Source organism: Methylobacterium sp. WL103 (assembly GCF_008039885.1).
In the GTDB taxonomy this organism is placed as follows: Bacteria; Pseudomonadota; Alphaproteobacteria; order Rhizobiales; family Beijerinckiaceae; genus Methylobacterium; species Methylobacterium cerastii.
This window is the reverse complement of record NZ_VRUX01000349.1, coordinates 1-4,449: the sequence shown is the minus strand read 5'-3', so window position 1 is coordinate 4,449 and position 4,449 is coordinate 1. Positions and strand designations below refer to the sequence as shown.

Sequence of the window (4,449 nt, the reverse complement as noted above, 5' to 3'; positions counted from 1 at the left end):
ACCCAGACCAGCCGCCCGTCCTCCAGCGCCAGCGCGTCGCCGTCGTCGAGCACCGTGGGCTCGGGCAGGTCGAGCAGGAAGGCGAGCCCGCCCACCCCGCGCATCGCCATGCGGCGGCGATGGCGGTCGCCGTGGTCGAGGACGATGCGGTCGACGATCTCGCCCTGGGCGAGGGCGGCGGCGCGGATGACGCTTGTGGCGCGGATCATGGGGTCAGGACTGATCCAGCAGGTCGGGCTCCTTGGGCAGGTAGTCGAGATCGAGCGCCTGGACGACCGTGAACGGCGGCACCTCCGGAAACAGCGTGAAGTCGATCCCGGTCTCCTTCGACGCCAGAAGGCGGCCGGACAGGTAGCTCGCCGCGAAGACGCTCGCCGGATGTGGTTTCAGGCTGGGACTTGCCCGCAGGATCAGTGCGATCTGCGTGCGCTGCTCGAAGATCGTCGCCGTCCACCCGTTCTTGCGGGCACCGGGCTGATATTTCCACTTGAGGAGGTGACCCAGCAGGACGACGAGGCGATTTCCGATCTCGCGCTCCTCGCTGCCGCCCACGCTCGCCACCTCGTCGATCAGGTTTTCCAGGTCGAGCTCATCGAACCGGCGGGCCCGCAGCAGTTCGGCCTGGGCCTGCGTCCAGAGGTAGAAGTCCGTCTCATACGGATCGGCAACTGGCGGCGGCTTCAGCGCGGCGTTCGACATCGTGGCTCTCCTCGAACGCTCCCATCCTACCTCAGAATAGGAAATACCGCTGCGCCATCGGCAGCACGTCCGCCGGCTCGCAGACCAGCAGCTCGCCGTCGGCGCGCACGTCGTAGGTCTCGGGGTCGACTTCGATCTCGGGCGTCGCGTCGTTGAGGATCATGCTCTTCTTCGAGATGCCGCCGCGCACGTTCTCCACCGCGACGAGCTGCTTCTGGACGCCCAGGCGCTCGCGCAGGCCGTCCTCGATCGCCGCCTTCGAGACGAAGGTCAGCGCCGTGGAGAACGGCGCGCGGCCGAAGGCGCCGAACATCGGGCGGTAATGCACCGGCTGCGGCGTCGGGATCGAGGCGTTGGGGTCGCCCATCGGCGCCACCGCGATCATGCCGCCCTTGATCACGAGATCGGGCTTCACCCCGAAGAAGGCCGGCGACCACAGCACGAGGTCGGCGAGCTTGCCCGGCTCCACCGAGCCGATATGGGCCGAGACGCCGTGCGCGATCGCCGGGTTGATCGTGTACTTGGCGATGTAGCGCCGCGCCCGCAGGTTGTCGTTGCCGCTCCCGTCGCCGGGCAGGGCGCCGCGCTGGCGCTTCATCTTGTCCGCCGTCTGCCAGGTGCGGATCGCGACCTCGCCGACCCGGCCCATGGCCTGGCTGTCCGACGACATCATCGAAAGCGCGCCGATGTCGTGCAGGATGTCCTCGGCGGCGATCGTCTCCTTGCGGATGCGGCTCTCGGCGAAGGCGAGGTCCTCGGGGATCGACGGGTCGAGGTGGTGGCATACCATCAGCATGTCGAGATGCTCGTCGATGGTGTTCTTCGTATAGGGCCGCGTCGGATTCGTGGACGACGGGAGGACGTAGGGGAGCCCGGCCACCTTGATGATGTCGGGCGCGTGCCCGCCGCCGGCGCCCTCGGTGTGGAAGGCGTGGATCGTGCGGCCGGCAAACGCCGCGATCGTGTCCTCGACGAAGCCGGACTCGTTCAAGGTGTCGGTGTGGATCATCACCTGCACGTCGTGCTCGTCGGCGACCGTCAGGCAGGTGTCGATCGCTTTCGGTGTGGTGCCCCAATCCTCGTGGAGCTTGAGGGCGCAGGCGCCGGCCCGCACCATCTCGACGAGCGCGTCGGGGCGCGAGGCGTTGCCCTTGCCCGCGAAGGCCAGGTTCATCGGGAAGCTGTCGGCCGCCTCGATCATCCGGGCGATGTGCCAGGGGCCGGGGGTGCAGGTGGTGGCGAAGGTGCCGTGCGCCGGCCCGGTGCCGCCGCCGAGCATCGTGGTGATGCCCGAGCACAGAGCCTCGTCGATCTGCTGCGGGCAGATGAAGTGGATGTGGCTGTCGAAACCGCCGGCGGTGAGGATCTTGCCCTCGCCGGCGATGACCTCGGTGCCCGGCCCGACGACGATGTCGACGCCCGGCTGGATGTCCGGGTTGCCGGCCTTGCCGAGCCGGACGATGCGGCCCATTACGATCCCGACGTCGCACTTGATCACGCCCCAGTGGTCGAGGACGACCGCGTTGGTGATCACCGTGTCGACCGCGCCGCCGGCGTTGGTGACCTGGCTCTGTCCCATGCCGTCGCGGATCACCTTGCCGCCACCGAACTTCACCTCCTCGCCATAGGTGGTGAGGTCGCGCTCGACCTCGATTTCCAGGCAGGTGTCGGCGAGCCGGATGCGGTCGCCGGTGGTCGGCCCGAACATGTCGGCGTAGGCGGCACGGGGGAGGGCGGCGCGGGGGGGCATGTTGGCCAAGACGGCTCTCCGTGTCCGTTCAGGACGTCAGAAGCGAAAATGCCGGCTCTGCGGCGGCGTCGACATCGAACGTCACGGTGGTGGAAGCACCTGCGAGGCGGTTCAGATGCCCGATCAGGTAATCTGGGAAGTCGGCTCGTCCGATCCGCCAGTCGGCAATCGCTGCGCAGATCGCGGTCCGATCGGTGAACACGACGTGCGGGGATGCCGCGAGCACGTCCATGAGCGCGAGGAGATCGGATTTCGTGAATCCTTCCCGGCGCATCAACGTCCAAACGAACTCGATCAGCACCACGGGATTCACCAGCGCAGGCTCTGCCAGCCGTTCGGCAGCGAGCAGGAAGACGGTCGCTATCGGGGCCTGTACCGCGTCGTCCTGCAGGGTATGGCGAAGCAGGACGTTCGTATCGAGGCCGATCATGCGCGAGTCTTCGTCCGCTCGTCCTCGGAAACGAGGTAATCTCCAACCGGATCGCCATCGGCATGCGCAACGGCGCGACGCCGTGCGGCAAGGCCGATCGACGGCATCGAAGACAGGTCGCTCGGCGTCACAGCCCGTTCTCGGCCCAAGCTCGGCTGCGCCTGCAACAGGACGCGACCCGCCTCGTCCTGATCGAAGATCACGGTATCGCCCGGCCTAAGCTTGAGCGCTTCCCGCACCGGGAAAGGGACCGTCACCTCCCCGCGGATCGACATGGTCGTCTCGAACTTTCCCATCGTCCATCTCCAAATCCGTCCGTACGGTGGACCCGATCTCCGTTACAGCGCCCCCATCACGTCGCCGCGAAAACCATACACGGTCCGCCCGCCGGACAGCGGCACCAGCACGACCTCCCGCGTCGAGCCCGGCTCGAACCGCACCGCCGTGCCCGGGGCGATGTCGAGGCGTTGGCCGCGCGCCTTCTCCCGGTCGAAGCGCAGCCCTGGGTTGACCTCGAAGAAGTGGTAATGCGAGCCGACCTGGATCGGTCGGTCGCCGACGTTGGCGACCTCGACCAGGGTGCGCTCGGCGCCTTCGTTGAACACGATCTCGCCCGGCTGCGTGGTGATCGCGCCGGGTACGTCGGGGGAGGCCACGCCGCGCACCGGATGGTGCACCGTGACGAGCTTGGTGCCGTCGGGGAAGGTCGCCTCGACCTGGATGTCGTGGATCATCTCACTGATGCCCGGCATCACCTGGTCGACGGTGAGGACGTTCGCGCCCGCCTGCATCAGCTCGGCGACCGAGCGCCCGTCGCGGGCGCCCTCCACCACGAAGTCGGTGATCAGCGCGATCGCCTCCGGGTGGTTGAGCTTGACGCCGCGTGCGAGGCGGTTCCGCGCGACCTGCGCGGCCATCGCCACGAGGAGCTTGTCTTTTTCGCGGGGGGTCAGGAGCACGATGGTCCCTCTCGCATGCCGGCGGCCCGAAGCGCCCGTTTCAAGCATCGGTTCGTGGGGGAGCAAGGATCATGCTGGTGCGACGGTCAAGCCGCAGGGCGCACCGGAACGACGAACCGCGGGGCTGATTGGTCCGACGCGCGTCCGTACATGGCGCGTTCACGCGCACGCTGCATCCTGCGGACCCGAACATGACGATTCCCTTCCCCATCGCCCAGGTAAACGCGCGTCCCGTGGGCCTCGCCGAGCTCGCCGCCTCCGCTGTGGCGCGCGCGCCGGCTCGGTGTTCCACACGCCGAACAGGTGTCCGGCGCGGTTGCCCGACGGGCGCCGCCAGATGCTCGTGGTGCCACTCGATCCGGAATCCCGCGCCGACCTGTCCGGCTGGCGCGCGCACGGGATGCGGGCCTCGGCCACCGGGACGGTCGACTTCACGGGCCTGCAGGTCGACCCCCTGGACCGGGTCGGCGCGCCGGACGACTACTACCGCCAGCCGTTCTTCGCGGCCGGCGCCTGGCGCTTCCTCGCAGTGCAGTGCGGCGGGATCGAAGCGGTGCTGGAGGCACATCGCGGCCACCTGGCGGCCACCGGGCGCGGCGCCGACCCGCACC

Annotated in this window: 5 protein-coding genes and 2 pseudogenes; 1 reads left to right on the top strand and 6 read right to left on the bottom strand. The window is 68.6% G+C overall.

Translation table 11 applies throughout. The features are described 5' to 3' along the window. The 6 genes and pseudogenes from FV222_RS18115 to FV222_RS18090 form a co-directional block, all read right to left on the bottom strand. Positions 1 to 209 (bottom strand): annotated as a pseudogene (locus FV222_RS18115) (urease accessory protein UreE); the annotation flags it as partial. Between the two features lie 4 nt (positions 210 to 213). Further along, positions 214 to 699, bottom strand: a complete 486-nt coding sequence (locus FV222_RS18110) for a DUF29 domain-containing protein (RefSeq protein WP_147762827.1) — start codon at positions 697 to 699, stop codon at positions 214 to 216. A 31-nt stretch (positions 700 to 730) separates the two neighbouring features. Continuing rightward, on the bottom strand, positions 731 to 2,449 hold the full coding sequence (gene ureC, locus FV222_RS18105) for an urease subunit alpha (protein WP_187277372.1): 1,719 nt from the start codon (positions 2,447 to 2,449) through the stop codon (positions 731 to 733). Positions 2,450 to 2,477: 28 nt separating this feature from the next. Then, positions 2,478 to 2,879, bottom strand: a complete 402-nt coding sequence (locus FV222_RS18100; RefSeq protein ID WP_147762825.1) for a type II toxin-antitoxin system VapC family toxin — start codon at positions 2,877 to 2,879, stop codon at positions 2,478 to 2,480. Next, positions 2,876 to 3,175, bottom strand: a complete 300-nt coding sequence (locus tag FV222_RS18095) for a hypothetical protein (protein ID WP_147762824.1) — start codon at positions 3,173 to 3,175, stop codon at positions 2,876 to 2,878. The genes FV222_RS18100 and FV222_RS18095 overlap by 4 nt, the downstream gene beginning before the upstream one ends. Before the next feature lie 42 nt (positions 3,176 to 3,217). Beyond that, positions 3,218 to 3,838 carry an urease subunit gamma gene (locus FV222_RS18090; protein WP_147762823.1) on the bottom strand — a complete coding sequence of 207 codons (621 nt, stop codon included), beginning with the start codon at positions 3,836 to 3,838 and terminating at the stop codon, positions 3,218 to 3,220. Between the two features lie 310 nt (positions 3,839 to 4,148). Between FV222_RS18090 and FV222_RS18085 the strand changes: the two are divergent. Continuing rightward, positions 4,149 to 4,449: pseudogene (locus tag FV222_RS18085) on the top strand (acyl-CoA dehydrogenase); the annotation flags it as partial.

Coding starts and splice junctions, on each gene's coding strand:
- ureC (WP_187277372.1), bottom strand. CDS start 2,449: ATGCCCCCCCGCGCCGCCCTCCCCCGTGCCGCCTACGCCGACATGTTC.
- FV222_RS18100 (WP_147762825.1), bottom strand. CDS start 2,879: ATGATCGGCCTCGATACGAACGTCCTGCTTCGCCATACCCTGCAGGAC.
- FV222_RS18110 (WP_147762827.1), bottom strand. CDS start 699: ATGTCGAACGCCGCGCTGAAGCCGCCGCCAGTTGCCGATCCGTATGAG.
- FV222_RS18095 (WP_147762824.1), bottom strand. CDS start 3,175: ATGGGAAAGTTCGAGACGACCATGTCGATCCGCGGGGAGGTGACGGTC.